Source organism: Sinorhizobium medicae (assembly GCF_007827695.1).
In the GTDB taxonomy this organism is placed as follows: domain Bacteria; phylum Pseudomonadota; class Alphaproteobacteria; order Rhizobiales; family Rhizobiaceae; genus Sinorhizobium; species Sinorhizobium medicae.
In genome coordinates, this window is sequence record NZ_VITA01000015.1 from 76,049 (window position 1) to 101,989 (window position 25,941).

Sequence of the window (25,941 nt, forward strand, 5' to 3'; positions counted from 1 at the left end):
CCTCACCTGAGCTTCGGCTCTGGTTGTTCGACCCGTCGCCGTTCGATCCGCGGTTCCGCATTCGCCGCGGCAAGCCACGCAAAGCGAAGTGCGCCAAGCAGGTTCATCGAAACGATGGGCCAGTGTGACAATTGGAGTTCTGGATCGAAGCGGGAACGGCCGAAAGCCTCGCCCCACGCGGATCTGACGGTCCAGCCGAAATGCTTAAGCAGCCACGGTGCGCGAAGGAGGTGCTTCAGACAAAGCCCGCCATTGCCGAGGCTGTAGTTGCGATGGAGCTCTTCGATTGCCGCACGATGGCGGCGGCCGTGGTGGTGGTGGACGACCATGTCAGGCACGTATTCAACCGGTATGCCCAGCTCAAAAGCCCGCACCAGGTAGTCCGTGTCCTCGGCGGCTTTCAGCGGCGCTCCGGCACCGAACCGCTCGTCGAAAGGGCCGATGCGCGCCGCGATGTCACGATGCATGGTCATGTTGCAGCCAAGGACGAATCCGCCCGGGTGGACATCGCGGGTCAGGCGCGCCGCCACCTTCGAGCGCTTGACGGTGAACGGTAGATCGGCGGGATTACCGAGCTCGACGCGCCCGCCGCGGATGACTTGTTCATCACCACCGCTGTAGTGCCGCTCGAGATCACGGAGGTAATTGCTGTCCACCTCGCAATCGTCATCGATGAAGATGAGTATCCGTCCGCGCGCGCGTGCCATCCCCGTGTTGCGCGCTGCGGCGAGACCCGGGCGAGGCTCGGTGAGGAGCGTGATCGACATCATCGTTCGTGCCGCGATGCCGGCCAGTTCTTCCGCCGTGCCGTCCGTCGAGCCATTGTCTACCACCACGAGTTCGCTCTCGACCATGGCATGAGCGTGGCTGGCGGACTCGATAGACCGGATCGACGCCGCAAGCGCGTGGACGCGGTTGTGCGTGCAGACGATGAAGCTGGCGAACGGCTCGGGCTCACCGGAAGGCGAGGCGGCGACCAAGCGCCGAGCATCCGGTGCTATCGGATCGTCTTGCATCATTGCGGGCGGTTCTGGGGCCATGTCAGGTCAAGCCATGTTCTGGAAGCACGGTCGCTGCCGGTACCGACTGCAGATGGCGCGCTAGCCGGTCCACCCGCCTGCTTGCCGCAAGCGAAATCCGGCTGCACCACGGTGCCCGAGTCGCGGCGAGCAGCCCATAGCGTTCGCGACGGCGGATCAGGCCCCATTTGCCTGTCCTCGTCAGGAATTCGTGGGTCAGCCGCGGCTGCTCCTCGTCGGCAATGAGCTGATAGAGGAAATAGAAGAAGCACAGGGCGCCGTCTTCATAGGCACTACGGACTTCCACCGGCCGCGCCGCAATCGCACGTTCGAGTGCCAGGACCCAGTCGGCAAGACGTGCCACCGCATCGCCCGTTACGGCGGCGCCGATTGCTTCGAGAACGGCGGAATCATCGAGAAGAGCGTCCCGTGCCAGGTTCTCGGCCACGATGCTCAGATGGGTGCGGCGCATCTGCCGCTTGTGCTTGCTGGTGACACTATGTTCATGGATGCGATAGGCAACCAGGGGCTCGTCGATCATATGAACCGGAAAGCGATCCGCGATCCGCCTGAAGAGATCGAAGTCTTCCGCGTGCACATAGTTCGAATCGTAGCGGAGCATCTCGTCGGGAATGATTGTCCTGTTATAGACCACCGTTGAATGCATGAAGATGGTGAAGAACATCGACAGGGTGCGCAGGCTTCCCGGCCGGTAGATGGGATTTGGTCTGCCGCGTATGATGCGGTTGCCGATGAGCATGTCGATGCCGGTGCCGCAGAGGGCCAGCCGCGGCTCTTCGCCAAACAGCGCGACCTGCCGGGAAAGACGCGAGGGATAGGCGATATCGTCTGCATCCATCCGCGCGATAAGCTCGCCCTTTGCAAGAGCAAGCCCTTCATTCAAGCTTGCTACCAGCCCGCGGTTTTCGCGAGAGATGATGGAAAGCCGGGAATCGGTCTTCCCGTAGCGTTCGAGAACGTCCCGCGACCGGTCCGTCGATCCGTCGTCGATCGCGATCACCTCGACACGTTGGTAGTCCTGGCGCAACATGCTCTCGAGGGCTGCGGCGATGTATGGCTCCGCATTGTAGACGGGTAGGAGGACGGAGACGAGGGGCAAAGGCATGGTTCAACTCGGGGTTCAACTCGGGTGCTATCGAAGGGGCGGTGTTTGCAAGGCCTCGTCGCGACGGACGCGAGGAACGGCAGTTACGGGCCCCGCCGCGCCCTCCGGACGAACATAGGGAAAGTGGCGCTTCAACCCGTTCAGCGGCTTTTCGAAGAGGATCCAGGACGCCGAGGCGAGCATCAGTGTCAGAGCGCCGGCGACTACGAACCGCCCTACCCCCTGATTCGTGACATTGACCGGGATGAACGGCTGCGCCTGGACGACCACAGCCAGTACGACGGCGTGAAAGAGGTAGACGCCATAACTGATCCGGCCCAGAGCCGCCACGGGCGAAAGCGCGACGACCCGCCCGGCAATCCCGACGATCCCCTTCGAACAGTTGCCGACCAGCATGGCGAGTGGCAAGAGCGGGACCACCTCCAGTCCGATCCATGCAAGCCACGCTATGACCGGGGTCATCGGAACCGGCTTCAGCCAGACCAGGGCGAAGGAAGCGATAGAAAGGGGAATCCAGCTCAATTCCGCCCATCGCGGCCAAGCCACACGCCAGGATGGACGTGCAGCCAACAAGGCGCCCACGGCCAGCGCATCCATGGATGCCGGCGGCAGGAGATCGCGCGCGAGCGAAGGCGTACCGGTGAAGGGCCAGTAGAAGCGGTAGACGAGCGAGCAGACGATGACGCCGATGCAGACCCCGGCAATCGAGCGGCGCGGCAGGAGCAGCACGACCAATGGCCAGACGAGGTAGAATTGCTCCTCGATGCTCAGGCTCCACGTATGACAGAGAACCCACGGCGACCATTCGTTCTGCAGCGCATACCAGAAGTTGGACAGGTAAAGCCCGTGCCATGCCATAACCTCCGTGGAGCGCTCCAGGTCCAGGAGAAACACCGCGGCCAGCACGGCAAAATAAGGCGGGAAAATACGAAGCGCCCGGCGCGCATAGAAGGACTTCAGCGCCGTGCTCGGCTCGAAACGGGCAGCGTCGCGGGCGTCGAGCAGCAGCCGCGTTATCAGAAAGCCACTCAGCACGAAGAACAGCCTGACGCCAAGATGGCCCCAATGCGATCCATCGGCTGCAAAGAAATGCGCGTAGAGCACCATTGTGACCGCGACGGCTCTCAGGCCATCAAGCTGCTGGTCGCGCACTACCTGCATCAACACTCCCTCCGCGGTCGTCCTTTGAGGATTTCTCCGGCAAGCTCATGGAACAGGTGCATCCCTGTGCAATCCCGTTTCCTGAGCGCTTCCCAGCGGCAGCTGGTGGTCGGTAGGCTAAAGAACTGTTCGAGGCTGAATGGGGGAATCGGGCCAAACTTTGTTCCGGGCTCGATCAACATAGCCTGGACGCTCGTACGAGGGTGGGGGTGTGGCCTGCGCGCAATATTCCGCTGCTACACGGACGCACTGATGTCGCCGCGAGAAGCGGCGTCTTCATTGCCGGGCGTTCTGTCAGAATGTCGGCGGCGTGTTGATCCACAACAATACGGTTTCGCCGTCGTGCCTGTTCGACCAGGCATGGCGGCGGCGGCTCTCGAAGTAGAGGGAATCGCCCGGGTGAAGATCGTAGAACTGATCCGAATCCAGCACGAACTCCACACGCCCGGAGAGGACATAAACGAATTCCTCTCCCTCATGCCGGTAGGCGCCCTCGCTCGATGCGCCGGGCGCCAGAACGAAGCGATGGCAATCCATCTGGTTCTTGCCTTCGGCAAGCAACTGCACCGTAACGCCCGGTGTCGTGCGCGGCCAGTTTCGCCATTCGCCTGCCCGCACGAGCGCCCGTGCCTTTGTCTCTTCTTCGCCGGAGAGACTTGAGACGGTGGTGTCGAAATATTCCGCCAGATTGTGCAGAACGGCAACTGACACACCCTGTGATGTCCTCTCCAGCGTCGACAACACGGAGGCGGCGATACCGATGTCGCCTGCCACCTGCTCCAGAGTCTTACCGGCGGTGTGTCTCAGGCTGCGTAGCTTCCGTCCGACCTGAAGCTCGGCATTCTCGTCGCTCGGCGCCGCCAAGCCGTTTTCATCGTCAGTGGCCGCATTTTCTGCCTCGAGAGCCTCCCTGATCGCAGCCGGGTTGAGACCGCGTTCGGAGCGGAACCAGGAAATACGCTTCAACCGGGCAAGATCGGCATCCGTATATTGCCGGTGACCCGTCGCCGAGCGCTCGGGCACGACGAGACCTTGGGTTTCCCACAATCTGAGTGTCGAGGCCGAAACGCCTGCGAGCCTTGCCGCCTCGGCAACCTTGTAGCGGATGGCACCAACACCGCCCATCAATTCATACCCTCGTTGCGCCGTAAGACTCGCGTACGAATCCGTGCCGTCCACGGGCTGCGGCAATCTAGAGTACTTCCAGGAAAGGTGTGAAGCAGTTTTCCGCGCTCCATCAATTCGAGTGCTGTGCCGATCAGTAAATTTGATTTGCAATCTCCCCGGAAAAATGTACCCCTTTTCACGAAACTTTGCAGAAAAAATGCAATATATTCTCTCTCGACCAGGACGGAAACGATGACGAGCCTTACCGATCGCAAGAATGCAGCTATTTCCCGCGGTGTCGGCATGACCACGCAGATCTACGCCGAGCGCGCGGAAAATGCCGAAATCTGGGACAAGGAAGGCAACCGCTACATCGACTTTGCCTCGGGGATCGCCGTGGTAAATACGGGCCACCGCCACCCGAAGGTGATCGCCGCCGTCAAGGCGCAGCTCGACCGCTTCACCCATACCTGCCACCAGGTCGTGCCCTACGAGAACTACGTGCATCTGGCCGAACGCCTGAACGCGATCGTGCCCGGCGACTTCGCGAAGAAGACGATTTTCGTTACGACCGGTGCCGAGGCTGTCGAAAACGCCGTCAAGATCGCGCGCGCCGCGACCGGCCGCCAGGCGATCGTCGCCTTCGGCGGCGGTTTCCATGGCCGCACTTTCATGGGCATGGCGCTGACCGGCAAGGTCGTTCCATACAAGGTCGGCTTCGGTGCGATGCCGGCGGATGTGTTCCACGTTCCCTTCCCGGTCGAGCTTCATGGCGTCAGCGTCGAGCAGTCGTTGGCGGCGCTGAAGAAGCTCTTCGCTGCTGACGTCGATCCGAACCGCGTCGCTGCGATCATCATCGAGCCGGTTCAGGGCGAAGGCGGCTTCTATCCGGTTCCGACCGCCTTCATGAAGGCGCTGCGCGAGATCTGCGATCAGAACGGCATCCTGCTGATCGCCGACGAGGTCCAGACTGGTTTTGCCCGGACCGGCAAGCTGCTTGCCATGGAACACCATGGCGTCGCACCGGACCTGACGACAATGGCGAAGAGCCTCGCCGGCGGTTTCCCGCTCGCCGCCGTGACTGGCCGCGCCGAGATCATGGACGCGCCCGGGCCGGGCGGCCTGGGCGGCACCTACGGCGGCAATCCGCTCGGCATCGCCGCCGCGCATGCCGTGCTCGACGTGATTGCCGAGGAAAATCTATGCGAACGGGCGAACCAGCTCGGCAACCGGCTGAAGCAGCGCCTTGCGGCAATCCGTGAGAAGGCGCCGGAGATCGTGGATATCCGCGGACCCGGCTTCATGAACGCTGTCGAATTCAACGATGTGAAGACGAACGTCCCTAGCGCCGAATTCGCCAACAAGGTCCGCCTCCTTGCCCTGGAAAAGGGGCTCATCCTCTTGACCTGTGGCGTACACGGCAATGTCATCCGCTTTCTGGCGCCGATCACGATCCAGGATGATGTCTTCGCGGAAGCCCTGGACATCCTCGAATCCTCGATCCTCGAAGCGCGCGGTTGACGGCTGCACAGGCGGCCGCTATCGCGGTCAGCCATGCCGGGGGCGCATTGGCTGCGCCCGTAACAAGGAAGAGAAGCGAGGCTTGCGGCCGCCGCAGGCATCGCGGGAGGACGTTGCGTGGCCCTGACGCCTGCACTCACCGGACACATCCGCGAACCGAAGCTTTTCGCGTCGCTCGATAGCGTCGCCCTGCCCGCAGGAGAATGGGCCGGTCCGACTTTCGACGTCTTCAATCCTTCGACCGGCGAATTGCTGGCGAAGCTTCCGGATATGGGCATCAAAGAGGCGCGCGCTGCGATCGACGCCGCCGCCCTTGCCCAACCTTTATGGGCCGGCAAGCCGGCCAAGGACCGCAGCATCGTCCTGCGTCGCTGGCACGACCTGATCGTCGAGCACGTCGACGACCTCGCGGCGATTCTGACGGCTGAAATGGGCAAGCCCGTCGGCGAGGCGAAGGGCGAGGTCCTTCACGCGGCATCCTACATCGAGTGGTATGCGGAAGAAGCCAAGCGCGTCTACGGCGAGACCTTCCCTGCGCCCGCCAACGATCGCCGTATGCTCGTCATCAAGCAGCCCGTCGGCGTGGTCGGCACCATCACGCCCTGGAACTTCCCGGCTTCGATGGTTGCGCGCAAGATTTCTCCGGCGCTTGCCGCCGGCTGCACGATTGTCCTGAAGCCGGCCGAGCAGACGCCGCTGGTGGCCGGGGCCATGTTCGCGCTCGCCGAACAAGCAGGCTTTCCGGAAGGCGTCCTCAATCTCCTATACGCATCCGAGGGTGCACCTATCGGCCGGGAGCTCTGCAGCAATCCCAGGATCCGCAAGATCAGCTTCACCGGATCGACCGAGGTCGGGCGCCTTTTGATGCGGCAATGTTCCGACCAGATCAAGAAAGTCAGTCTCGAACTCGGCGGCAATGCCCCCTTCATCGTCTTCGACGACGCCGATATCGACGAGGCGGTGGACGGTGCGCTTCAGGCCAAGTTTCGCAATGCCGGCCAGACCTGCGTTTCAGCGAACCGCATCTACGTGCAAACCGCGGTGCACGACGCCTTCGCCGAGAAGTTCGTCACCCGCGTGCGAGAGCTCACCGTCGGCGACGGCTTTGCCCCCGGCGTTACGATCGGCCCGATGATCGACGCCCATGCGATCGAGAAGATCGAGGCGCATGTGTCCGATGCCATTGCCAAGGGTGCCGAAGTGCGCTGCGGCGGCAACCGCATCGGGACGGCCGGAACCTTCTTCGAACCGACCGTGCTTACAGGCATCTCGCACGATATGCGTGTTGCCCAGGAAGAGACATTCGGGCCGATCGCCCCGATCATCCGCTTCGACAGCGCCGAGCAGGTCGTGGCCGAGGCAAACGACACGATCTATGGCCTTGCGGCCTACTTCTATGCCGAAAACCTCAAGCGGGTCTGGCATGTTGCCGAGGCGCTGGAATACGGAATGGTCGGGATCAATACGGGCCGAATGTCTTCAGAGGCCGCTCCCTTCGGCGGCATCAAGCAATCCGGTATCGGCCGCGAGGGTTCCCGCCACGGTCTCGAAGACTATCTGGAGATGAAATATCTCTGCATGGGCAATATCTGAACGGCTAGACTCGGCCGGTGCGGCAAATCAAACGCGCAGAAGCGCAAGCGTGTGACGGGCGATCATCAGTTCCTCGTCGGTCGGTATGACGTGAAGCGAAACGCGGCTCCCGGCTCTGGAGACGACCGGCGCGCCCGTATCGTTGGCTTTAGCGTCGAGTTCGGCTCCGAGCCAGTCGAGGCGTTCGGCGATGCGGGCTCTGACCGTTGCGGAATTTTCACCGATGCCTGCCGTGAAGACGAAAGCATCGAGACCTCCCAAGGCCGCAGCAAGCATGCCGGCATGGAGCGAACAGCGATGCACGAAATGATCGATTGCGAAGGATGCGCGCGGGTCCTCGCTCGCCGAAAGTTCGCGCATGTCGTTCGATATGCCGGACAATCCTTTCAACCCGGCGTCATGGTAAAGGAGGTCTGATATCTCTTGCGCGCTCATGCCGTGATGTGTGAGCAGGTACAGGATGACGCCCGGGTCGAGTTGCCCCGGCCTCGTCCCCATCGGCAACCCGTCGAGCGCCGTGAAACCCATCGTCGTTTCGACACTGCGCCCGTCTTTCAGCGCGCACATCGAAACGCCGCTGCCGAGATGCGCGACGATGACCCTGCCCCCCGCGATGTCGGGAGCCACCTCGCGCAGCCGCTCGGCAATATATTCATAGGAAAGCCCGTGGAAGCCGTAGCGCCGTATTCCGTCCTCGTAGAAGGCATGCGGGAGAGCGTAGCAGTCTGTGTGCTCGGCACGCCCCCGGTGAAAGGCTGTGTCGAAGCAGGCAACCTGCGGCACATCGGGGTTGATGTCCATGGCAAGGCGGATCGGCGCGAGATTGTTCGGCTGATGGAGCGGCGCGAGGTGCTGGTAGCTCGCCAGCCGCTCGAGCACCGCCGCATCGATCAGCACGGGGCGAACGTAGTCCGGACCGCCATGCACCACCCGGTGTCCGATCGCCCGCAGTTCGATGCCGTCGACGCCGGCGAGCCAGTTCCGCGCTTCCGCAATGGCAGTAGGGAGGTCGCGAACGGTAGACGAATCGAGAGCACGATCCACGAGGTCCGTGCCGTCGGCGTTGCTCGCCTTCAGGTGCGGGTGCGTGCCTATGCCGTCGATCTTCCCGCGGACCTGCCTTTGCAGCCCGCCCCCGGCGATACCGAAGATCTGGAACTTCAGACTGGACGAGCCGGCATTGACGACGAGAACCGCTTCCATATCACACAGCCACTTGTGCTGCCCGCCGCCGGGCCGCAAAGAGCGAAGCGACTGCACATGAGGCGAGGCGCGTGCGGACCGAATCCGCCCGGGAGGTGAGGACGATCGGCACACGAGCGCCGAGAACGATTCCTGCGGCGTCGGCGTGGGCCAGAAATGTCAGATTCTTGGCGAGCATGTTGCCGGCCTCCAGGTCCGGAACGACGAGAATCTGGGCGCGCCCGGCCACGGGTGACACAATCCCCTTGATACGCGCAGCTTCCGGGTCAATCGCGTTATCAAAGGCCAGAGGTCCGTCGAGCAAACCGCCGGTGATCTGGCCCCGTTCGGCCATTTTGCAGAGCGCGGCCGCTTCGATCGTCGAGGGGATCTTCATCGTTACCGTCTCGACGGCTGAAAGAATGGCGACGCGCGGCTCGCCGAGTCCGATCGTCACCCAAAGGTCGATCGCGTTCTGGACGATGTCGCTTTTGGCATCCAGATCGGGTGCGATATTGATTGCGGCGTCGGTGATGAACAACGTGTCGGCATGACCGGGCACATCCATCACGAAGACGTGGCTGATCCGCCGCTCGGTTCTAAGACCCGAAGCGGCGGCGGCCACCTCTCGCATGAGCTCGTCGGTGTGCAGGCTGCCCTTCATCAAGAGGCTGCCCTTGCCTTCGCGGATCAGAGCGACCGCTTTCGCTGCGGCAGCGTGGCTGTGCGGAACATCGACGATCTCCCACTGGCCGAGATCGAGGCGATGTTCGGCAGCGATGCTCCGGATCCTGACGCGAGGGCCGACGAGAACCGGCGTGATAAGACGCATCTGCGCTGCTTCGAGCGCACCTCGCAAGGCGGTCTCATCGCAGGGATGGACCACCAGTGTGACCGCCGGCTCCTCGGCCTGCGCCGCTGCGATCAGGCGATCATACTTGGACGGCTCGGCCGCCAGCTCCGTCACCTCCGACACCAGGTCTCCTCCTCGATCTGCAGCACAACGGCCGGCAGGTGCGCCACCCGGCGTTGAGCGCCCGCGTGAAGCTTCGCACCGATGCAGGCATGCCGCAAGACGACCCTTGAAATTCAAGCCGCGGCTTGCCAATTGGGAGCAAACATCAAGGAGGTCCGAAAACGCGATGAGTGAAGTCGAAACGTCCGTCGAGAAACATGTCTTCGAAGCCGATGTGGCGAAGCTGCTGCACCTGATGGTGCACTCGGTCTATTCCGATAAGAACGTCTTTCTCCGCGAGCTGATTTCGAACGCGGCAGACGCCTGCGAGAAGCTGCGCTACGAAGCGATCGTCGCGCCGGAGCTCCTTGGCAGCGACCCCACCTCGCGCATCACGCTGACGCTCGATGAGGAGAATGCCCGTCTTACGATCGAGGACAATGGCATAGGCATGGGCCGCGACGAACTCGTCGAATCCCTCGGCACCATCGCGCGCTCCGGCACGCGCGCTTTCATGGAGCGGATAGAGGCGGCGCAGAACAAGGACGGCGCACAGCTCATCGGTCAGTTCGGCGTGGGCTTCTACTCCGCCTTCATGGTCGCCGACAATGTCGATGTCGTTTCCCGCCGTGCCGGCACCGACAAGGCCTGGCACTGGTCGTCGGACGGCAAGGGCAGCTACACGGTCTCGTCGTTCGACCTTGCCGACGCGCCCGCGCGCGGTACGCGCATCACGCTGCATCTGATGGAGGATGCCAAAACTTTCACGTCGCGCTGGACGGTCGAAGGCATCGTCAAGGAGCAATCCGGTCACGTCCCGGTTCCGATCTCGATTGTCGAAAAGCCCGGAGCGGCACCGGTGCAGGTCGTGGACGGCACGGCGCTCTGGACGAAGCAGAAAAGCGAGATCACCACGGAAGATTACACCGACTTCTATCGCGGCGTCGCCGGCCAGTATGACGAGCCCGCACTGACGGTGCATTTCCGTGCGGAGGGGCGTCACGAATACACCGCGCTCGCCTTCGTGCCCGGCTCCAAGCCCTTCGATCTCTTCGACCCCGACCGCAAGGGCCGGATGAAGCTCTACGTGAAGCGCGTCTTCATCACCGACGAGGCGGAACTGCTGCCGCGCTATCTGCGCTTCGTACGCGGCCTGGTCGATACGGCAGACCTGCCCCTCAACGTCTCGCGCGAGATGATCCAGGAAAGTCCTCTTCTCGCAAACATCCGCAAGGGGGTGACGAACCGCGTCCTCACCAGCATCGAAAAGCTCGCGGAAAGCGATCCGGAAGCTTTCGCCAAGCTGTGGGAAAACTTCGGCAGCGTGATCAAGGAAGGCATCTACGAAGATTTCGAGCGACGGGCCCAGCTCCTCGCCCTGTCTCGCTTCCGCACCACCGTCGACGACGAAAAAACGCGCAGCCTGAGCGATTACGTCAAGGAGATGAAGGAAGGCCAAGCGGCGATCTATTACCTGACCGGCGACAACCTCGCGCAGCTTAAGGCCTCGCCTCAGCTCGAAGGTTTCCGCGCCCGCGGCATCGAAGTGCTTCTCCTGACGTGCCCGGTCGACAGCTTCTGGGTGACGACGGCACCGGACTTCGAGGGGAAGCCGTTCAAATCGATCACGCAAGGTGCGGCAGATCTGGCGGGCATCGCAAAAAAGAACGATGCGGCAGCCGCCGCTTCGGCGGAAGCGGGTGTCGCGGTCACCGATTTCTTGGCCTTCGCCAAGGAGACGCTCGGCGACGCCGTTTCAGATGTCCGGACCTCCGACCGCCTGACGGAGAGCGCCGTCTGCCTGGTTGCAACGGAACAGGGTCCGGACCTACAGCTCCAGAAAATGCTGCAGGGGGCCGGGCGAATCGAGAGCGCGGCAAAACCAGTGCTCGAGGTCAATCCCGGGCATCAGCTGATCACCGCCCTTGCCGGCTGCCCCGGCGAGGACAAGACGTTCCGCGAGGACGCGGTCAAGCTGCTGTTCGACCAGGCGCGCGTTCTGGACGGCGACAAGCCGGAGGATCCCCGCGCCTTCGCCGAACGGCTGACTCGCGTGTTCAGCCGAGCTTTGAAGGGGTCGTAAGGGAATTAAGGTTCCAGCTGTGGCCTCTCCTCGAGTTTAGGGGTTAACCCGATGAGGAACCCCTTCCCGCAAAGAGGCGGGGGATGAGCACGACGCCGGCTGCGAGTCTCCTTCGCCCCGCCTGCGGGGAGAAGGTGGCCGGCAGGCCGGATGAGGGGAGCATTCGTCCTTAAGGCTCAAGCAAACTCATCCCTATCTCCGCCAGCACCTCTTCCGTATGCTCCCCCAACCGGGGCACCCCCCGTTCGAGCGCGAGCGCCGCATCGGAGAAGCGGATTGGCGTGCGGATGCCCGGCGAGGTTCCTGTCGCCGCGCCGGTGTGCGGTGTCTCCACCCGCATCTGCCGGTGGATGATCTGGGGATCGGCGAAAACGTCGGCGACGGTGTTGATGGGGCCGCCGGGCACCCCTGTGGCTTCGAGCCTGGCGAGCAACGTATCCCTTTCGAACTTCGCCGTTTCCGCCGCGAGTTCCGGGGTCAGGCTGTCGCGGTTCTGCACGCGGTCGGCGTTCGTTCGGTAGCGTGGATCCGACGCGAGGTCCGGCCGACCGAGGAGTTCGCAGAATTTCACGAACTGGCGATCGTTGCCGACGGCAACGATGAGATGGCCGTCGGAGGTTGGAAACACCTGATACGGCGCGATATTCGGATGGGCGTTGCCGAGCCGCCGCGGTGCCTTGCCCGAGACTAGAAAGTTCAGGGCCTGATTGGCGAGCACGCCGGTCATGCAGTCCAGCAGCGCCATGTCGATATGCTGTCCCGCGCCATTGCGCTCCCGCTGCGCCAGCGCCGCCTGCACGGCGATGACGCCATAGAGCCCAGTGAATATATCGGCGAAGGCGACGCCGATCTTCTGCGGCTCGCCGTCCGGCTCACCCGTCAAGTCCATGATGCCGCTCATACCCTGCACGATGTAGTCGTAGCCGGCCCGATGAGCATAGGGCCCTTCCTGCCCGAATCCTGTTACCGAGCAATAGATGAGCCGCGGATTGACTTTCCTCAGGCTCTCATAATCGAGCCCGTATTTGGCCAGGCCGCCGACCTTGAAGTTCTCGAGCAAGACGTCGGACTGCGACGCCAGCCGGCGTACCGCCTCCTGCCCCTCCTCGGTCGTAAAATCGAGAACGACCGACCTCTTTCCGCGATTGCAGGCGTGGAAATAGGCCGCATCCAGCCTTTCCTCGCCCTCTCCCTGCACGAAGGGGGGCCCCCAACTCCGGGTGTCGTCACCGGCCGGGCTCTCGACCTTGATGACGTCTGCTCCGAGATCCGCAAGCGTCTGCCCGATCCAGGGCCCAGCCAGTATGCGGGCAAGTTCGAGGACGCGAATACCCTTCAGCGGCGCTTCCATCGCGCCGCTCAGAAGAAGGCCTGCAGCCCGGTCTGGGCGCGGCCGAGGATCAGGGCATGCACGTCATGCGTACCCTCGTAGGTATTGACAGTCTCGAGGTTAAGCATGTGCCGCATGACCTGATATTCCTCGGAAATGCCGTTGCCGCCATGCATATCGCGGGCTTGCCGCGCTATATCGAGTGCCTTGCCGCAATTGTTGCGCTTGACGATCGAGATCATCTCCGGTGCCATCCGGCCCTCGTCCATCAGCCGTCCGACTCTCAGCGAGCCCTGCAGCCCGAGCGCGATCTCGGTCTGCATGTCCGCGAGCTTCTTCTGGAACAGCTGGGTCTGCGCGAGCGGCCGGTTGAACTGCTTGCGATCCAGACCGTATTGACGCGCTGCGTGCCAGCAGAATTCGGCGGCCCCGAGCGCACCCCAGGAAATGCCGTAGCGGGCGCGGTTGAGGCAGCCAAAGGGGCCCTTCAGTCCCTCGACATCAGGCAGCAGCGCCTCCTCGCCGACCTCGACATTGTCGAGGACGATTTCCCCCGTGATCGAGGCACGCAGCGAAAGCTTGCCCGCAATCTTCGGCGCCGAAAGTCCCTTGGTACCTTTCTCCAGCACGAAGCCACGGATGGCGTTGTCATGCGCTTCCGACTTCGCCCAGACGACGAAGACATCGGCGAGCGGCGCGTTGGAGATCCACATCTTCGAGCCAATCAGACGATAGCCGCCCTCGGTCCTGATCGCCCTCGTCTTCATGCCGGCCGGATCGGAGCCCGCATCCGGCTCCGTCAATCCGAAGCAGCCGATCCACTCGCCGCTGATAAGCTTTGGCAGGTATTTCCGCTTCTGATCCTCGGAGCCATAGGCGTAGATCGGATAGACGACGAGCGATGATTGCACGCTCATCATTGAGCGATAGCCGGAATCGACGCGCTCCACCTCTCGTGCGACCAGGCCGTAGGCGACGTATGAGGCACCGACACCACCGTAGCTGTCGGGCACGGTGACCCCGAGAAGGCCGAGATCGCCCATTTCGCGGAAGATCGCCGGATCCGTCGTCTCTTCCCGGTAAGCTTCGATCACCCGCGGCTGCAGCTTCTCCTGAGCATAGGCGCGCGCGGTGTCCCGGATCATCCGCTCGTCTTCCGTCAGCTGGTCCTCGAGCAGGAACGGATCGTCCCATTGGAATTGGCTTTTGCCGGCCATATCTGTCTCCCGTCGCATTATCGCGTCTGTGTTATGGCAAGCCGGGTCAAGGCTTTCAAACGAAATTGAAACACTGGCTCATGCGCCTGTTGCATGATTTATCAGGTCGGCGCTTTGGCGGAATGGTCTTGTGCAAGCGGCCATTCTTCTGAATATGCACAAAGTACCCCATCGCTCCCGCGGGCATCATGACCAGTAACCGCCTTGAACGCTTTGCCCATAATCTCGATTGGAACCTGTTGCGCACCTTCGTCGTGGTCGTCGAGGAAGGCAGCATCACGGCCGCCGCAAACCGGCTTCTCCTGCAGCAACCGGCGGTCAGCATGGCGCTCAAGCGGCTGGAGCAGACGATCGGGCAGAAACTGATCGACCGCCGCCCCGGTCGCTTCGACCTGACCGAAGCCGGTGAAAAACTGCACCTTCAGTGCCGCGATATCTTCGCAGCCGTCATTCGGCTGCCGCATGTTCTCGAAACGGCCGGCGAAGAGATCACCGGCCATCTCAATATCCATGCCGTGAGCCACGCGCACAATCCCGCCTGGGACAGAAAGCTCAGCAGCTTCTTTCGTATGCATCCGAAGGTGACGATATCCATAACGGTGGCAACGACCGTCGACGTCCTGAGCGCTGTCGAGCGCAATATCGCGACCCTGGGCCTTTGCGACGGGATCATACCCGACGGCTTGAGCAAGAGCTTTCACATACGCGAGCGCTACGCGCTCTACTGCGGGCGCGGCCACCGGCTTTTCGCCGCCGAGGACGTCGATTTCCATGACCTGCGCGGCGATCCATATGTCGCCTTCATCGCCGATGTGCTCGGCGGACAGCACATGAATTCCGTGACCGCAGTCCGTGCCGTCGGCTCCTTCGGACAACAGGTTCGGGGTATCTCCTGCAATGTCGAGGAAGTCTTGCGGCTGATCGCCGCCAATGTCGGCATCGGCATGCTCCCCGACCATATCGCCCGCCCGTCGGTGGCAACGGGAGAGTTGTGGCAGTTGCCGCCCTACCGCGACCTTCCGACGACCGACGTTTTCCGCATCTCCAATCCGAATTCCATCCTCAACCCGGCCGAAGCCGCTTTCCTCGCCCATGTCGCCGACACCGAAGCGCTGGATCACTGCGGCCATCAGCAGGATTGATAACGGTATTAATCACTATAAATTTGAGCGCAGTCACCACTGTTCCTATGGTCCACGGCGCAACCGGGAGCAGGGTATATGCGAAACTATGACATCGTGATCATCGGGGGCGGGATCGCCGGCCTGTCCCTTGCCTATTTCCTCAGCCCGCATCGTTCCGTCGCCGTCCTGGAGCGGGAGGAGGCGATTGGCTATCACAGTACGGGGCGTTCGGCCGCGGAATTCGTGCTCAGGTACAATGCGGCGGAAATCTGCCAACTCGCCACGATATCGAAAGGTTTCTTCGATCGGCCGCCGGAAGGCTTCAGCGATGTGCCGCTGTTGAGGCAGCGTGGAGGCGTAATGATCGCCAGTGCCGAGAAACTCCAACGATTTGAGAAACTGCTCGCTGAAGAACGTGCGTTCACGCCTGAAATCGAGCGGCTCACGAAAGACGAAGCGATTGCCCGCGTTCCGATCCTCAAAGCGGAGTATGTCGCAGCCACATTCTACGACCCGAACTTCTGGGACATCGAAGTCGAGAACCTGCTCCAGGGCTACGTCAAAGGTGCCCGCCGCAACGGTTGCGAGATCCTCGAACGCCAGGAGATCCTTGGCGCACAGCATGATGGACCGGCCTGGCTGCTGCGCACGGCTGGCGGGGAGATCGGGGCAAAGATCGTCGTCAACGCTGCCGGAGCCTGGGCCGACCCCATCGCCACGCTCTTCGGCGTAAAACCTGCCGGCATTGTTCCGCATCGGCGTACAGCCATCACCGTCGATCTTCCCGCCGGCGTAGATGCCGCAAATCTCCCGGAAATCAACGAGATAGACGAGGATTTTTACATGAAGCCGGAGGGCGGGCGTCTGCTTGCCTCGCCTGCCGACGCAACGCCATGCGAAGCTTCGGACGTACAGCCGGAGGAAATCGACGTCGCCTGGGCGGCACACTACGTCGAGGAGGCGACCACGATCAATGTGCAAAGGATTGCCAAGAGCTGGGCTGGCCTGCGTAGCTTTTCGCCAGATCGCTTGCCCGTGATCGGCTTTGGCGCAGAGCGACCGGATTTCTTCTGGCTGGCCGGCCAGGGTGGCTATGGGATTCTCACTTCGCCAGCGCTGGGTGCGCTCGCAGCGAGCCTTCTGACGGATACGGCACCACCGGAAGGCTTCCGGGCTGACGGCCTCGACTCCAGCGTTTTCGACCCGCGCCGCTTCCGATAGTAGCGCCCCCGCATCCCCTTTCCCGCCATGGTAGGCGCCGGAACCGGCCGGGGGCTGCGGCCCTGTGCACTGTAACAGAACCGACACGAAACTGACACTGCGCCTTCATGAAGCGCGGTTATGGCAGGGTCATACCGATCAACGGTCCCCCGGAAGAGGAACTGCTGCCAATGTTTCAGTTGAAGAACGTAACCCGCCAGTTCGGCAAGAAAACCGCCGTCAGCTCGGTTACCTTCGACATCCCGCAGGGCCAGATGGTTGGCATTATCGGCCGCTCCGGTGCCGGCAAGTCGACACTTCTGCGCATGATAAACCGTCTCGTGGACCCTTCCTCCGGTTCGATCGCCTTCGGCGAAGCAGAGGTTTCGTCACTAAGGGGGGCGGCCCTGCGCAAATGGCAGCGCGATTGCGCCATGATCTTCCAGCAGTTCAATCTGGTGCCGCGCCTCGATGTGCTGACCAATGTACTCCTTGGGCGGCTCAACCACCGATCCACTGTGTTGAGCGTTTTAAACATGTTCAGCCGCGATGAGCGCCTCATGGCGATCGGCGCACTGGAGCGGCTCGGCATCGAGCAGACCGCACTTCAGCCAGCCGGCACGCTATCGGGCGGCCAGCAGCAGCGCGTCGCAATCGCCCGGGCGCTGATGCAGCAACCGAAAGTGCTGCTTGCCGATGAGCCTATCGCGTCGCTAGACCCGCTCAACGCGAAGATCGTGATGGACGCGCTGCGCGACATCAACGAGCGCGACGGCATCACCGTGATCACCAATCTGCACACGCTGGATACCGCGCGGAACTATTGCGAGCGGATCATCGGCATGGCGCATGGCCGGGTCGTTTTCGATGGACAGCCGAAGGACCTCACTTCCGCAGCCGTGGCGCAGATTTATGGCGGCGATACCGCGATCGAGGAGTCGATGACCTCGACCAGCATCAACATCCCCACGGAAGCCCCGCGGGAGACCGCATCGGCCGGCTCGAAGCCGCTGGCACTGGCCGGCCTCTGAGGCAGCCGCGATCGAAACGCCCGCGAAAAGGGCGCCTTCTGAAACCGAAAACATCCGGCGCGTCCGGACAACGGGAGAACGAACCTCATGTTTAAGAAAGCCCTTCTGAGCGCTGTCGCGCTCTTCGCCCTCACCGGCCATGCCCAGGCCGAAGAGCTAAAGGAATTTCGCGTCGGCATCATCGGTGGCGAAAACGAAGCTGACCGCCTTCGTAACTACCAGTGCCTGGTCGACAAGCTCCCGGCAGCGATCGGCGTCGAGAAGGTCTCTCTCTTCCCGGCCGCCGACTATGACGGTGTGATCCAGGGCCTCCTCGGCGGCACGCTCGATTACGCGGAACTCGGCGCCTCCGGTTATGCCAAGATCTATCTGGCCAAAGCCGATGCGGTCGAGCCGATCCTGACAACCGTCCAGACCGACGGCTCCACGGGCTATCATTCGATCATGGTCGCCCGGAAGGACTCCGGCATCACCAAGCTCGAAGACCTCAAGGGCAAGAAGCTCGGATTCGCCGATCCGGACTCGACCTCGGGCTACCTCGTTCCGCTCGTCACCCTGCCGGAAGCCATCGGCGCTCCGGTGAAGGAATATTTCGGTGAAACCGGCTTCGGCGGCGGTCACGAAAACCTCGTTCTTGAGGTCGTGAAGGGCACCTTCGATGCCGGCACGACCTTCGGCTCGGGCGTCGGCGAGTTCAAGGACGGCTACACCTCGGGCAACCTGCGCAAGATGGTCGACAAGGGTATCGTCGACATGAACGACCTCGTCGAACTCTGGAAGTCGCCGTTGATCCCGAACGGCCCGATCGTCGTGCGTACGGCATTGAACGGCGACATGAAGGCCAAGTTCAAGCAGTTCATGATGGATCTGCCGAAGACCGACGCCGCTTGCTTCTCCGCCATCCAGGGCGGTGATTTTACCGGCTTCGTCGAAGTCAACAGCGAATTCTACAAGCCGATCATCGACGCCCGCAAGGCGACGATCGGCGGCTGAGCGCCAAAGCCATGATCCTGCGCCGACCGCCTTGTGGCGGTCGGCGTTCTACTATCGGGCGCTTGCAATGCCCGCCTGCTCAGCGGCATGCGGGCGGAAAATCGCACTCATTTTTTCCTCATCCGCTCTAGAGGCCGGCTCCTGCCGGAAACCCAATGGTCACTTCCGTGCAAACACGGCATCTCAGCGCGAATGGCGCCCTTATCGAGCGACACTGGCAGGAGCTCAACAATCGGCGCCGACTCTATACCTGGCTCGGTCTCGCCATCCTCGCACTGACGCTCTTCGGTTCGCTCTGGTTCGCCAACCATTCGAACGCCGGCAAGTTCTTCGACCGGCTGCCGCACTTCTTCGATTTCGTGGGCCATCTCATGCCGCGCGATCCGATCGAGATCGGCCGGGCTCTCTTCGATCTGCCTTCGCCCTATGACGACGGCAGCTTCAAATACAATTATCCGGAGGGTCGCCTCTATCTGACGGAGAGCCTCTACATCCCGGAATATGTTCACAAGATGCTGGAGACGGTGAACATCGCCATCTTTTCTACGGTGATCGGCGTGTTCTTCGGCTTCATCCTGTGCTTCCTCGCCGCAAGAAATCTGATGCCCAATCCCTGGGTCAGAGGCATCGTACGCCGGCTGATGGAGATCCTGCGCGCCTTTCCGGAAGTCGTCATCGCCGGCTTTTTTCTGGCCATTCTCTCGCTCGGGCCTATTCCCGCCATCGCTGCGGTATCCATCCACACGATCGGCGCGCTCGGTAAGCTGTTCTTCGAAGTGGTCGAGAATGCCGACATGAAGCCGGAGGAAGGTTTGCGCGCCGTCGGTGCCAATTGGATCGAACGGGTCTGGTTCGGCATGGTCCCCCAGGTCCTTCCCAACTTCACCAGTTACTTCCTGCTCCGGCTTGAAATCAATGTGCGCGCCTCGACCATCATCGGCGCTGTCGGGGGCGGCGGCATCGGCGAACTCCTGCGCCTTTCGATCGGTCAGGGCCATGAAGCAAAGACGCTCGCGATCGTCCTCCTGCTCTTCGCCACGATCCTCGCCGTCGATCAGTTCTCCGCCTGGCTTCGCCGCCGTCTCGTTGGCGACCAGGCCTTCCAGCTTGCGCAATAGGACGACATCATGATCGCCTCGACCAACCTCGACGCATCCGAAATGGACGCAATTGCGGCACGCCACCCGCATCTCCTGAAGTCGTCGGCGGCAAAGTGGCGCCGGACCGCACTGATTTCTGCAGGCGTCGTCATCTACATGATCTTCAGCTGGTGGTTCTTCTCCATCGGGCATGTGCTTGCCAACGCCAATTGGGGGATCGCCGGCACCTACCTCGCCGACTGGGTATCCTATGAGGTCCGGCCGGAGATCGCCATCGAGCCCGACGGAGCGATGCACGTGTCTTTCGGGCGCAATTCGCCGCTTGGGGACAATCCGGATCCCGAATGGGTCTCGCTCGAAAAGGAGATGGTAACGCGCACTGTCGCGGCTCCGGCCGCCGCGGCTCAAAAGCCGAAGAGCGCCTCCTCCTTCAGCTTCATGGCACCGAACGCGGCGCGCGGCAGTGCGGAAGCAACGCCACAGGAAACGGTCGCCGCGACACGGACCGAAGAAGTCGTCACGCATGCGGTGGTAACCATCGGCCGCTCGACGCGCATCGAAGCCGCCGAAAAACGCGTCACCATCACGCATGGCGGCGATACCCTCACGCTGAAGGTCGACGGCTCGGACAATGTGACGCCTGAAGGCGTCCTGCCCTCCTGGGCCATTCAGAAGCGGCCGGGAGAAAAAGTGACGTTGTCATTCGGCGCCACAGGCTGGGCCGAGGTAGAGGGCGACGAGATTTCCATCCGCAATCGCTTCTTCGGCTGGGTGAATTTTTTCTTCGACACCAATTCGCCCTTCTTCGGCAAGTCCTACGGCGAGGTGCTCTCGTTGATTTCTTCCGGCGAGCGGATCGATCCGGCGCGATCCAACCTGTCTCTGGCCTGGGACAATATCCTCTACAATGCCGAATGGCAGCACCTGGACGTCTGGACCAAGCTCCTGCAGACGGTCGTCATGGCTTTCGTCGGAACGCTTTTCGCATCCTTCATCGCTTTTCCGCTTTGCTTTCTTGCAGCGCGCAACATCACGCCGAGCCGGATCACCAACCAGGTCGTCAAGCGCTTCTTCGACTTCCTGCGTTCCGTTGACATGTTCATCTGGGCGTTGTTTTTCACGCGCGCCTTCGGACCCGGGCCGCTCGCCGGTATGTCGGCGATCTTCTTCACCGACACCGGTACGCTTGGCAAACTCTATTCCGAGGCGCTCGAGAACATCGACGACAAGCAGCGCGAGGGCGTCAAATCGGTCGGCGCCGCGCCGGTGGCCGTGCAGCGCTTCGGCGTTCTCCCGCAGGTCCTGCCGGTCTTCGCCAGCCAAGCCCTTTATTTTTGGGAGTCCAACACACGCTCGGCAACCATTATCGGCGCCGTAGGCGCCGGCGGTATCGGGCTCAAGCTCTGGGAGGCGATGCGTACCAATTCGGATTGGGAAAATGTCGCCTATATGGTGCTGCTGATCTTGATCGTGGTCTTCGTTTTCGACAGCATTTCCAATATCTGCCGGTCGCGGTTGATGGGCCGCAAGGCACATTGAAGGGGGGTAGACTGGATTGGGGCCCGATCCGGATAATGACAATTTGATTCGGATAGCCTACTGAATGTTCCCTTCAATCGGATCCGACTGAAGGACAAAAACATGCAGCAGATCAAAGTGCTACGGCGACCGTTGTGCGTCTGATAAGACGCACGGCGCTGTAGCGCGGGATGCAACGAACAGCTGCATAGGGTTCATCCCGTTCGGAACCGAATTGCGCTCTGCGACGATGCCATCATGATGTTGTCATGCAAATCGGCTAGCTGCGCATTTCATCCCGCGAACCCTCGACTCGGGGTAACCTGCGCCGAGGCGACTGATAGAGAGAGTTTGAACCCGTGCGCTATGCAATCTACTTCGCACCGCCGTCCGATGACCGGCTGTCGCAGACCGCTTCCCGTTGGCTGGGACGCGACGCGTTCACAGGCGGCGCTCTGGACTGCCCGGAAAATCCGGCGCTGGGGCGCGAAGACCAAATGGTGCTGACGGCCGAACCGCGCCGCTACGGCTTTCATGGGACATTAAAGGCACCGTTCGAGCTTACGCCCCAGCGCAGCGAAGCCGACTTGATCGCGGCTTTCGATGAGTTCGCGGCAGAGATCGAGCCGTTCGAAGTTCCGTCGATCGCCCTGCATCAGATCGGCCCGTTTTTCGCGCTCGTCTCGGCCAAGGCTTGCCCGGAACTGCAGCATTTGGCGGAGCAGGCGGTTCGCCGTTTCGAGCCATTCCGGGCGGCGCTCTCGGAAGCTGATCTCGCCCGCCGCAATCCGGAGAGGCTCACGCAGCGTCAGCGCGAGTACCTGGCGGCTTGGGGCTATCCATACGTCTTTGATGAATTCCAGTTCCATCTGACGCTGACGGGACCGGTTCCGGAAGAAATGCACCGCCCCATGAGGAAGGCGCTCGAGACGGTGTTCGCCGAATTTATCGGCAAGCCGCTTGCCGTTTCGACGATTGCGCTTTTCGCCGAAGAGCGCCGTGGCGCCCCCTTCACCGTCCATTCCCTGCTGCCGCTCGGCGGCGCATCCGAACGAAAGATAGCATGACATGCCCAAAGAACAGGTTTTGACCAACGCCCGCATCGTCTTGGAGGATCGGATTGTCGATGGCTCGGTGCTGATCCGCGACGGCAAGATCGCCGACATTTCCGAAGGAGCCAGTGCTGCGGGCGAAGATTTCGAGGGCGACTACCTGCTGCCCGGCCTCGTCGAGCTGCACACCGACCATCTCGAGGCGCATTATTCTCCGCGTCCCGGCGTGCGCTGGCTGAAGATCGCGGCGATCCAGGCCCATGATGCCCAGGTCGTCACCTCGGGGATCACCACCGTCTTCGATTGCCTGCGCCTGGGCTCGGACGAGGATAGCGGCTTCCCGAAGGGCGAGATGCGCAGCATGGCCGATGCGCTCGCCCAGGCCAAGCAAGAGGGCCGACTGAGGGCCGATCACCTCATTCACCTGCGCTGCGAAGTGTCGACCGCCGACGTGCTGGAGCATTACGAGGACTTCCGGAGCGATCCGCAGGTCCGCCTCGTTTCGCTGATGGATCACGCACCCGGTCAACGTCAGTTCCAGACGATGGACCAATATACGCTCTACTACAAAACCAAGCGCGGTCTCACCGATGATGCCTTCGCTTCGTTCATCGAGCGCCAGCAGGCATTGTCGGCGCGCTATGCGACACCGCACCGAACCGCCCTTGCGAAAGCTTGCGCCGAACGCGGCATCACGATTGCCAGCCACGACGACGCCACGATCGAGCATGTCGACGAGTCGATCGGCTATGGTATTCGCCTTGCGGAGTTTCCGACGAGCTTCGAGGCGGCGGAAGCTTCCCATCGGGCAGGTCTCAGCGTGCTGATGGGCGCACCCAATATCGTGCGCGGCAAATCGCATTCCGGCAACATCGCCGCGCGTGATCTCGCCGAGCGCGGCGTCCTCGACGTACTGTCTTCGGATTACGTGCCGTTCAGCCTCATTCATGCGCCTTTCATACTCGCGGATGAGGTCGAATCGATCGGCCTGCCCGAAGCCATCGCAATGGTGACGGCCACTCCGGCGCGCACGGTCGGTCTCGATGACCGCGGCCGGATCGCCGTTGGCCTCCGTGCCGATCTCGCACGCGTCCGCAGGCCGGAGGGCATACCGGTCGTCCGCTCCGTCTGGCGCGAAGGTCGGCGTGTCGCATGACCGCCGCCGAGCAAGGAACCGGAACCCTCATCGTCGTCGTCGGACCGAGCGGCGCCGGCAAGGACAGCGTCATGGGGTTTGCCGCCCGCCATTTCGCGAAGCGCCCCGATATTCTGTTCGTCCGGCGGGTGATCACACGGCCTTCCGATGCGGGCAGCGAGGTGCACGAGAGCGTCTCCGACGCGGAATTCGAGGAAATGCGACGCAGCGGCATTTTCGCCGTTTTCTGGCGCGCGCATGGATTGAGCTACGGCATCCCGGCCGAAATCTCCGAGAAAGTGGCAGCCGGCATGACGGCGATCGTGAACGGCAGCCGCGCCGCCCTCCCCGCCATTCGTCAGGCGTTCGGCAAAATTGCTGTCGTGGTGATCACAGCCGACCTGCCGGTGCTGGCGAGGCGGTTGGCGGAGCGCGGCCGGGAGAGCGAAGAAGATGTCCTGCGTCGTCTGACGCGGCAGGCACCGGACCTGATCGCCGAGCCGGACGTCACGGTGATCGACAATAGCGACAGGCTCGAAATCGCCGGCCGGCAATTCGTCGCGCTGGTGGAGCGGCACTCGGCCAGGAGCCATCATCCCGCTTGAGCCGCAGCGGCATATCCGCAAACGACAATAAAAGACCGGAAATCGTCATCCCGGCTCGCCTTTCGCCAAAGCGTCCTTCTCTGCGTCCTCGATCATCTTGACCATGGGCAGGTCCATCGCGGCGGCGATGATGGGATCGAGGAGACCGGGAAAGCGAATGTCGAGATCGTCCCGCCGCAAGGTGATCAACCGGCTCGTGCCGGACACCTCGGTGCGCGTGATGCCAGCCTCGCGCAGTTTGGCGAGATGATAGCTGATATTGGTCTTGGAACCGAAAGTCGTGAAGTTCAGACACATGGTCGGCCGTCCATCTCGACTGGCGAGATAGCCCACGATCGCCAGCCGCGTCGGGTCGCCGAGGGCCGCGAGTACATTGGACAGAGCGATCTGGTCTGGTGTCGGATGTGGTAGAGTCATTTGGCTCGAAGATTGCTGTCACTCCATATTGACATGACCAGCCACTAAGTTCAATAGTTCAACATCTTTTGAACAAGAAGGCTTCCCCATGGACAAGCGCCTCATCTGGCTCGCCGTTGGCTCCTTCACCATGAGTACGGTCGGCTTCGTATTCTCGAGCCTTCTGCCCTCGATCGCCGCCGACACACACACGACCATTCCTCGTGCGGGGCACCTGATCACCCTGTTCGCGCTCTCCTATGCCATCGGCGCGCCGCTGCTATCGGCGTTGGCCGGCGCGGCGGACAGGCGTCGATTGCTGGTGGCTGCGATGCTTACCTTCGTCGTCGGCAACTGCATCGCGGCAACGAGCGTCTCCTTCGCGACGCTGCTGTTCGCACAGATCGTGATGGGAATGGCGAGCGGCCTCTTTGCGGCCACAGCGCAAGCGACGGCGGTTTCGCTGGCCGGAGCGGAGCACCGCGCGCTGGCGATTTCAATCGTGGTGGGCGGCACCACGTTCGCGGTGGCGCTGGGCGCGCCTCTGGGCGCGCTGATCGCCGCCTTCTGGGGATGGCGCGGCACGTTCGGGGCGATTGCTCTGCTTGGGCTCTCCTGCGCCGCCGTGCTCTGGCTGCGCCTGCCGCGGGGCCTCAGCGGAACGAAGCTGACAATGTCCGAGCGCTTCGGCGCCATCGGCCGTCCGGGAGTCGCTTCGTCGCTATCGGTGACATTTCTCTACCTCACCGGCGGCTTCATGATCATCTCCTATCTTGCACCGCTGGCGATCGATGGGGCTGGGCTTTCGCAACTGGCGCTACCTGGCCTGCTGCTTGCCTTCGGTGTTGGCGCGGTGATCGGCAATCTCTCCAGCGGCTATCTGGCCGACCGGCTCGGCGCCACGCGCGTGGTGACAGCTTCGCTGATCTCGGCGCTGGTGGTCTCGTTGATGATCGCCACCGGCCTGCACCTTCTCACGCGTGATCTCGCCGGCTTGCTGCTGATCGGCATCATGGTGCCATGGGGCATTGTAGGTTGGGCCTTTCCGCCGGCCCAGGCGAGCCGTATCGTCGGCTTCGCACCCGAGGTCGCGCATCTGACCCTGTCGCTCAACGCCTCGGCGATCTATCTCGGCATCGCGACCGGCACGGCGATCGGCGGACGCGTGCTCGAGAATACGGCTGCAGCCGATCTCGGCTTCTTCGCCGCGCTGTTTCCGGTGGCTTCGCTTGCGGTCCTTTATGCAGGGCTGCGCTCCCACCGGCGGCGCTTGGCCACCGTCGCGGCGGAATAGACCGACATCGTCCGCAGCCCGCGGCGGGACGGCGTCCGCTTCGGATAACCGGCCTAAGGCCCAAACCAACGGTCCTCTCGACAAGCCCCGGACGGGAGTTCGGGGCTTCTTTGTGCTTCTGGCCCGCGGCTCAAACCGCGTTATCTGACGGATTCATATTTCCCACTTGTCATGCTCCGCTTTATGTATATACATTATC

The 25,941-nt window shown here is 62.3% G+C and carries 22 protein-coding genes; 13 read left to right on the forward strand and 9 right to left on the reverse strand.

Going from position 1 to position 25,941, the window contains the following annotated elements:
- Positions 1 to 2: 2 nt before the first annotated feature.
- From FB009_RS23120 to FB009_RS23135, 4 genes are all read right to left on the reverse strand, one after another.
- On the reverse strand, positions 3 to 1,040 hold the full coding sequence (locus FB009_RS23120) for a glycosyltransferase family 2 protein (RefSeq protein ID WP_024311725.1): 1,038 nt from the start codon (positions 1,038 to 1,040) through the stop codon (positions 3 to 5).
- A gap of 1 nt (position 1,041) precedes the next feature.
- The gene (locus FB009_RS23125) at positions 1,042 to 2,145 is read right to left on the reverse strand and encodes a glycosyltransferase family 2 protein (protein ID WP_024311726.1); all 1,104 of its coding nucleotides are present in this window, start codon (positions 2,143 to 2,145) and stop codon (positions 1,042 to 1,044) included.
- A gap of 27 nt (positions 2,146 to 2,172) precedes the next feature.
- The gene (locus tag FB009_RS23130) at positions 2,173 to 3,306 is read right to left on the reverse strand and encodes an acyltransferase family protein (RefSeq protein WP_018012901.1); all 1,134 of its coding nucleotides are present in this window, start codon (positions 3,304 to 3,306) and stop codon (positions 2,173 to 2,175) included.
- 294 nt (positions 3,307 to 3,600) lie between these two features.
- On the reverse strand, positions 3,601 to 4,431 hold the full coding sequence (locus tag FB009_RS23135; RefSeq protein WP_024311727.1) for a MerR family transcriptional regulator: 831 nt from the start codon (positions 4,429 to 4,431) through the stop codon (positions 3,601 to 3,603).
- A gap of 234 nt (positions 4,432 to 4,665) precedes the next feature.
- Here FB009_RS23135 and FB009_RS23140 point away from each other — a divergent pair, with 234 nt between their 5' ends.
- The gene (locus FB009_RS23140) at positions 4,666 to 5,934 is read left to right on the forward strand and encodes a 4-aminobutyrate--2-oxoglutarate transaminase (protein WP_024311728.1); all 1,269 of its coding nucleotides are present in this window, start codon (positions 4,666 to 4,668) and stop codon (positions 5,932 to 5,934) included.
- A 117-nt stretch (positions 5,935 to 6,051) separates the two neighbouring features.
- Positions 6,052 to 7,527, forward strand: a complete 1,476-nt coding sequence (locus FB009_RS23145; RefSeq protein ID WP_012061606.1) for an NAD-dependent succinate-semialdehyde dehydrogenase — start codon at positions 6,052 to 6,054, stop codon at positions 7,525 to 7,527.
- Between the two features lie 27 nt (positions 7,528 to 7,554).
- On the opposite strand, the gene FB009_RS23150 is transcribed toward FB009_RS23145, so the two are convergent.
- Both FB009_RS23150 and FB009_RS23155 read right to left on the reverse strand, forming a co-directional pair.
- Positions 7,555 to 8,730 carry an acetate/propionate family kinase gene (locus tag FB009_RS23150; RefSeq protein ID WP_024311729.1) on the reverse strand — a complete coding sequence of 392 codons (1,176 nt, stop codon included), beginning with the start codon at positions 8,728 to 8,730 and terminating at the stop codon, positions 7,555 to 7,557.
- A gap of 1 nt (position 8,731) precedes the next feature.
- A complete protein-coding gene (locus tag FB009_RS23155; protein ID WP_024311730.1) occupies positions 8,732 to 9,685 on the reverse strand; it encodes a phosphate acetyltransferase in 954 nt (317 codons plus the stop codon).
- A gap of 166 nt (positions 9,686 to 9,851) precedes the next feature.
- On the opposite strand from FB009_RS23155, the gene htpG reads away from it, so the two are divergent.
- Entirely contained in the window at positions 9,852 to 11,747 is a 1,896-nt protein-coding gene (gene htpG, locus FB009_RS23160) for a molecular chaperone HtpG (protein WP_024311731.1), read from the forward strand.
- 169 nt (positions 11,748 to 11,916) lie between these two features.
- Here the strand turns inward: htpG and FB009_RS23165 are convergent, their stop codons facing one another.
- Together FB009_RS23165 and FB009_RS23170 are read right to left on the reverse strand one after the other, a co-directional pair.
- Positions 11,917 to 13,098 carry a CaiB/BaiF CoA transferase family protein gene (locus FB009_RS23165; protein ID WP_024311732.1) on the reverse strand — a complete coding sequence of 394 codons (1,182 nt, stop codon included), beginning with the start codon at positions 13,096 to 13,098 and terminating at the stop codon, positions 11,917 to 11,919.
- An 8-nt stretch (positions 13,099 to 13,106) separates the two neighbouring features.
- Entirely contained in the window at positions 13,107 to 14,294 is a 1,188-nt protein-coding gene (locus FB009_RS23170) for an acyl-CoA dehydrogenase (RefSeq protein WP_012061601.1), read from the reverse strand.
- Between the two features lie 188 nt (positions 14,295 to 14,482).
- Between FB009_RS23170 and FB009_RS23175 the strand changes: the two genes are divergently transcribed.
- From FB009_RS23175 to phnN, 9 genes are all read left to right on the forward strand, one after another.
- Positions 14,483 to 15,436: a LysR family transcriptional regulator gene (locus tag FB009_RS23175; protein WP_127580602.1), complete on the forward strand. Its 954-nt coding sequence runs from the start codon at positions 14,483 to 14,485 to the stop codon at positions 15,434 to 15,436.
- Between the two features lie 78 nt (positions 15,437 to 15,514).
- The gene (locus tag FB009_RS23180) at positions 15,515 to 16,639 is read left to right on the forward strand and encodes an NAD(P)/FAD-dependent oxidoreductase (protein ID WP_024311733.1); all 1,125 of its coding nucleotides are present in this window, start codon (positions 15,515 to 15,517) and stop codon (positions 16,637 to 16,639) included.
- Positions 16,640 to 16,809: 170 nt separating this feature from the next.
- On the forward strand, positions 16,810 to 17,649 hold the full coding sequence (phnC, locus tag FB009_RS23185; protein WP_024311734.1) for a phosphonate ABC transporter ATP-binding protein: 840 nt from the start codon (positions 16,810 to 16,812) through the stop codon (positions 17,647 to 17,649).
- A gap of 87 nt (positions 17,650 to 17,736) precedes the next feature.
- Positions 17,737 to 18,642: a phosphonate ABC transporter substrate-binding protein gene (gene phnD, locus FB009_RS23190; RefSeq protein ID WP_018209747.1), complete on the forward strand. Its 906-nt coding sequence runs from the start codon at positions 17,737 to 17,739 to the stop codon at positions 18,640 to 18,642.
- A 155-nt stretch (positions 18,643 to 18,797) separates the two neighbouring features.
- A complete protein-coding gene (gene phnE / locus FB009_RS23195) occupies positions 18,798 to 19,760 on the forward strand; it encodes a phosphonate ABC transporter, permease protein PhnE (RefSeq protein ID WP_018012912.1) in 963 nt (320 codons plus the stop codon).
- A 9-nt stretch (positions 19,761 to 19,769) separates the two neighbouring features.
- Complete coding sequence (gene phnE / locus FB009_RS23200) at positions 19,770 to 21,281, forward strand: phosphonate ABC transporter, permease protein PhnE (RefSeq protein WP_018012913.1); 1,512 nt, start codon at positions 19,770 to 19,772, stop codon at positions 21,279 to 21,281.
- A gap of 338 nt (positions 21,282 to 21,619) precedes the next feature.
- Positions 21,620 to 22,327 carry a DUF1045 domain-containing protein gene (locus FB009_RS23205; protein WP_018012914.1) on the forward strand — a complete coding sequence of 236 codons (708 nt, stop codon included), beginning with the start codon at positions 21,620 to 21,622 and terminating at the stop codon, positions 22,325 to 22,327.
- Between the two features lies 1 nt (position 22,328).
- Complete coding sequence (locus FB009_RS23210) at positions 22,329 to 23,468, forward strand: alpha-D-ribose 1-methylphosphonate 5-triphosphate diphosphatase (protein WP_012061593.1); 1,140 nt, start codon at positions 22,329 to 22,331, stop codon at positions 23,466 to 23,468.
- Positions 23,465 to 24,052 carry a phosphonate metabolism protein/1,5-bisphosphokinase (PRPP-forming) PhnN gene (phnN, locus tag FB009_RS23215; RefSeq protein WP_127580600.1) on the forward strand — a complete coding sequence of 196 codons (588 nt, stop codon included), beginning with the start codon at positions 23,465 to 23,467 and terminating at the stop codon, positions 24,050 to 24,052. The genes FB009_RS23210 and phnN overlap by 4 nt, the downstream gene beginning before the upstream one ends.
- Positions 24,053 to 24,097: 45 nt before the next feature.
- Here phnN and FB009_RS23220 read toward each other — a convergent pair whose 3' ends face one another.
- Positions 24,098 to 24,469, reverse strand: a complete 372-nt coding sequence (locus FB009_RS23220; RefSeq protein ID WP_012061591.1) for an ArsR/SmtB family transcription factor — start codon at positions 24,467 to 24,469, stop codon at positions 24,098 to 24,100.
- Between the two features lie 88 nt (positions 24,470 to 24,557).
- Here FB009_RS23220 and FB009_RS23225 point away from each other — a divergent pair, with 88 nt between their 5' ends.
- Positions 24,558 to 25,742 carry an MFS transporter gene (locus FB009_RS23225; protein WP_012061590.1) on the forward strand — a complete coding sequence of 395 codons (1,185 nt, stop codon included), beginning with the start codon at positions 24,558 to 24,560 and terminating at the stop codon, positions 25,740 to 25,742.
- The last annotated feature ends 199 nt before the right edge of the window (positions 25,743 to 25,941 follow it).

Excerpts from the sequence above, each read along its gene's own strand:
- phnN (WP_127580600.1), top strand. The coding sequence starts at position 23,465 with ATGACCGCCGCCGAGCAAGGAACCGGAACCCTCATCGTCGTCGTCGGA.
- FB009_RS23180 (WP_024311733.1), top strand. The coding sequence starts at position 15,515 with ATGCGAAACTATGACATCGTGATCATCGGGGGCGGGATCGCCGGCCTG.
- FB009_RS23150 (WP_024311729.1), bottom strand. The coding sequence starts at position 8,730 with ATGGAAGCGGTTCTCGTCGTCAATGCCGGCTCGTCCAGTCTGAAGTTC.
- FB009_RS23140 (WP_024311728.1), top strand. The coding sequence starts at position 4,666 with ATGACGAGCCTTACCGATCGCAAGAATGCAGCTATTTCCCGCGGTGTC.
- FB009_RS23125 (WP_024311726.1), bottom strand. The coding sequence starts at position 2,145 with ATGCCTTTGCCCCTCGTCTCCGTCCTCCTACCCGTCTACAATGCGGAG.
- htpG (WP_024311731.1), top strand. The coding sequence starts at position 9,852 with ATGAGTGAAGTCGAAACGTCCGTCGAGAAACATGTCTTCGAAGCCGAT.
- phnE (WP_018012913.1), top strand. The coding sequence starts at position 19,770 with ATGATCGCCTCGACCAACCTCGACGCATCCGAAATGGACGCAATTGCG.
- phnD (WP_018209747.1), top strand. The coding sequence starts at position 17,737 with ATGTTTAAGAAAGCCCTTCTGAGCGCTGTCGCGCTCTTCGCCCTCACC.
- FB009_RS23135 (WP_024311727.1), bottom strand. The coding sequence starts at position 4,431 with ATGGGCGGTGTTGGTGCCATCCGCTACAAGGTTGCCGAGGCGGCAAGG.
- FB009_RS23165 (WP_024311732.1), bottom strand. The coding sequence starts at position 13,098 with ATGGAAGCGCCGCTGAAGGGTATTCGCGTCCTCGAACTTGCCCGCATA.
- FB009_RS23210 (WP_012061593.1), top strand. The coding sequence starts at position 22,329 with ATGCCCAAAGAACAGGTTTTGACCAACGCCCGCATCGTCTTGGAGGAT.
- FB009_RS23130 (WP_018012901.1), bottom strand. The coding sequence starts at position 3,306 with ATGCAGGTAGTGCGCGACCAGCAGCTTGATGGCCTGAGAGCCGTCGCG.
- FB009_RS23225 (WP_012061590.1), top strand. The coding sequence starts at position 24,558 with ATGGACAAGCGCCTCATCTGGCTCGCCGTTGGCTCCTTCACCATGAGT.
- FB009_RS23220 (WP_012061591.1), bottom strand. The coding sequence starts at position 24,469 with ATGACTCTACCACATCCGACACCAGACCAGATCGCTCTGTCCAATGTA.
- phnE (WP_018012912.1), top strand. The coding sequence starts at position 18,798 with ATGGTCACTTCCGTGCAAACACGGCATCTCAGCGCGAATGGCGCCCTT.
- FB009_RS23175 (WP_127580602.1), top strand. The coding sequence starts at position 14,483 with ATGACCAGTAACCGCCTTGAACGCTTTGCCCATAATCTCGATTGGAAC.
- FB009_RS23170 (WP_012061601.1), bottom strand. The coding sequence starts at position 14,294 with ATGGCCGGCAAAAGCCAATTCCAATGGGACGATCCGTTCCTGCTCGAG.
- FB009_RS23120 (WP_024311725.1), bottom strand. The coding sequence starts at position 1,040 with ATGGCCCCAGAACCGCCCGCAATGATGCAAGACGATCCGATAGCACCG.
- phnC (WP_024311734.1), top strand. The coding sequence starts at position 16,810 with ATGTTTCAGTTGAAGAACGTAACCCGCCAGTTCGGCAAGAAAACCGCC.